This window comes from Planktothrix sp. FACHB-1355 (assembly GCF_014748295.1).
GTDB lineage: Bacteria > Cyanobacteriota > Cyanobacteriia > Cyanobacteriales > Aerosakkonemataceae > Aerosakkonema > Aerosakkonema funiforme_A.
Genome location: NZ_JACJUP010000925.1, coordinates 1 through 2,960, shown reverse-complemented (window position 1 = coordinate 2,960; position 2,960 = coordinate 1). Strand labels below are relative to the sequence as shown.

Here is a 2,960-nt window from a genome sequence, read left to right as displayed (position 1 = left end):
GACTAACCGCGCCCTAAAGCGCGGTTAGTCTAAACTCCAGTATCGTAAAAAAGAGCAAAAAATTATTTTTTATAAAAAACAAATGCGGCTTGTGCTATCATTACAAACCGCTAATTAAAAAATTGGTAAATTAGACAAAACTAATCAAATTGACTAAATATTATCTAACACCACCTAGATATACTAGCAATAGGTAAGCAGCGGCTCCAACAACGCCTTTAGTGGTTTTGAAAACGGTGTTACCTGCTTTGTTGTAAACATTACCAGTAGAATCGACCCAGCCGACGCAGCGATCGTCATAGGAACCATAATTCTTGTAGACTTTTCCATCTGTGCCAGCATAACCTAAATAATCATGTCTTAAGTTGTAGATGGAACTGCCTTTGACATAACCAACTTGGCTACCATCATATTCTGAGGTATGTTTGTAGACATCACCATTATCTTTAATGGTTGTGTAAGGGATGTATTGACCCATGTTTTTGACTCCTTGTATTTTGTCTCACATCTACTTATCGGGATGGAAACCAGGAGTTATGTAGGCATCCTGTGCGGTAAAATCTAAAGGTTTGTAAAATGGGCTAGAAAGTTTTATCGGATAATCTTCTGGAAATTCCGCAGGTAGTTTTTAGAGCTTATTACCCCACTGGTATCGAAAGCAACCGTCCCAACCGCTCGCCAGCTACTTGTCCGGCTGCCCAAATACCCTCAAAATAAAATCATCTAGTTAAAATGCTCACATCTGCTAGCGAGATACAGCAGTGCGATACCACATCTCTCAAAGTAATTGGCTGATAATACCAGCGCTTCTAACTGTTGTAGGAAGTGTCTCCGGAGTTGCTGCTCATACTACTGCTGATATCTTTGATACCAAATCTACTTCAATTACCCTTCCTCCCGATCCTCATTTCAGCCAGCTAGCCCAACTTCCCAACCCTATTATCCCCAGAACCCCGGAACCACCTGCACCCACACTACCGCCCAGCCAGGAACAACCCCTTCAGCCACCTGCACCAACACCACCCACACCCCAGCAATGGCCCAATATCCCCGGCACAATTATTGTTAAAAAATTTGTATTCGAGGGTAACAACGCATTCAGCGACGAAAAATTAGCTGAAGTGACCAAGCAGTTCACCAATAGACAGGTGACATTTGCCGAAGTGCTGGAAGCAGAAGCAGCCATCACCAAGCTATACACTGATGCGGGATACATCAATTCAGGTGCTGTTATCCCCGTTGACCAAGACCCTATATCCCCAGAAGGGGCTGTAATCAAAATTCAAATTATCGAAGGCACTATAGAAGATATTAGAGTCAGAGGAACTAGACGACTCAATCCCGGCTATGTACGCAGTCGTTTGCAACTCGCCACCTCACGACCTCTGAATACCAACCGTTTGCTTAGGGCGTTGCAGCTATTGCAACTTAACCCCCTGATTAAAAACATATCGGCTGAATTGGCTGCTGGTTCCCGTCCAGACCGCAGCATATTGGAAGTTAAAGTAACAGAAGCTGACTCATTTGACCTGCAATTCTTTGCCGATAACGGTCGTTCTCCCAGTGTCGGTAGCTTCCGTCGCGGCGTTCAGATCGACCAAGGTAATTTAATCGGTTTTGGAGATAGCTTAAGAGTAGTCTACACTAACACCGATGGCAGTAATGCTTTAGACCTCAGCTACACTATGCCGTTCAATCCCCGCAACGGTACGATCCGATTGGCTGGTGGACTAACTTCAACTAATGTCATCGAACCGCCATTCGATCGCGCAGATATCACCGGAGACTCCCACTACTACGAATTATCCCTTCGCCAACCTGTAATTCAAACTCCCACCAAAGAATTCGCCCTTGGTATATCCGCATCTCGACAGGAAAGCCAGACCACTCTATTGGGAGAAAACTACCCCCTATCCCCAGGCGCAGACGACGAAGGAAGAACCCGCATATCAGCAGTGCGGTTTGTTCAGGAATGGACGCAGCGCAATCCCAGAGAAGTCTTTGCCGCTCGCTCTCAGTTTAGCGTGGGAATCGGTGCTTTCGATGCCACTATTCACGAGGAAGCTCCCGATAGTCGCTTTTTCGCTTGGCGAGGACAAGCACAGTACGTGCGGCTTTTGGCACCAGAAACTTTACTGCTGCTTCGTTCTGACGTACAGCTATCAAATAGGGCGCTTGTACCTCTAGAACAGTTTGGTTTAGGCGGGTTCCGCAGTGTCCGAGGATACCGCCAAGATGCTTTACTAACTGATAACGGCGTTTTGGCTTCCGCAGAAGTGCAGATACCGATTTACCGTTTACCCAGACAGCAAGGGGTTTTGCAAGTTATTCCATTTATTGATTTTGGCACGGCTTGGAGTAGTTCCGGCAGACAGAATCCAGACCCCAACACCTTGCTGGGTGTCGGACTTGGGGTACAGTGGCGACAGGGCGATCGCTTTATTGCCCGATTTGAGTATGGCATTCCTCTAATTGAAGTTGATTCAAGCGACAGAACGTTGCAAGAACAAGGTTTATATTTCTCCGTACAATACAGTCCATTTTGAGGCTAGAGGTAATATGCAACAACTACTAATTACCAGAACATTGCAGATAATTGGCGGTATTGCTTTATGGTGTTGGGTTCCTATTACTGTCGCCAAAGCTCAAATTGCCCCAGATGGGACGCTATCTACTAATGTCAATACATCAGACGGTCTTAATTTTACGATCGAGAACGGGAATCGAGCCGGAAATAATCTTTTTCATAGTTTCCGAGAGTTTTCTGTTCCAACTGGGGGGTCAGCTTTTTTCAACAATGCTTTAGATGTGCAAAATATTTTCAGCCGGGTGACGGGGGGAAATATTTCTAATATTGATGGGTCGATTAAAGCTAATGGTACGGCTAATTTATTTTTGATTAACCCCAGTGGGATAATTTTTGGCCCTAATGCTAGGTTGAATATAGGTGGCTCGTTTTT

At 45.2% G+C, this 2,960-nt stretch carries 3 protein-coding genes; 2 read left to right on the top strand and 1 reads right to left on the bottom strand.

Going from position 1 to position 2,960, the window contains the following annotated elements:
• Positions 1–160 precede the first annotated feature (160 nt).
• Positions 161–478 (bottom strand): hypothetical protein, encoded by a 318-nt coding sequence (locus H6S82_RS27055; protein ID WP_190463834.1) that lies wholly within the window; start codon positions 476–478, stop codon positions 161–163.
• A 283-nt stretch (positions 479–761) separates the two neighbouring features.
• Between H6S82_RS27055 and H6S82_RS27050 the strand changes: the two genes are divergently transcribed.
• Positions 762–2,546 (top strand): ShlB/FhaC/HecB family hemolysin secretion/activation protein, encoded by a 1,785-nt coding sequence (locus tag H6S82_RS27050; RefSeq protein ID WP_322111875.1) that lies wholly within the window; start codon positions 762–764, stop codon positions 2,544–2,546.
• A 13-nt stretch (positions 2,547–2,559) separates the two neighbouring features.
• On the top strand, positions 2,560–2,960 hold a 401-nt coding region (locus H6S82_RS27045; RefSeq protein ID WP_191057021.1), incomplete at its 3' end, for a filamentous hemagglutinin N-terminal domain-containing protein.

Excerpts from the sequence above, each read along its gene's own strand:
- H6S82_RS27055 (WP_190463834.1), bottom strand. The coding sequence starts at position 478 with ATGGGTCAATACATCCCTTACACAACCATTAAAGATAATGGTGATGTC.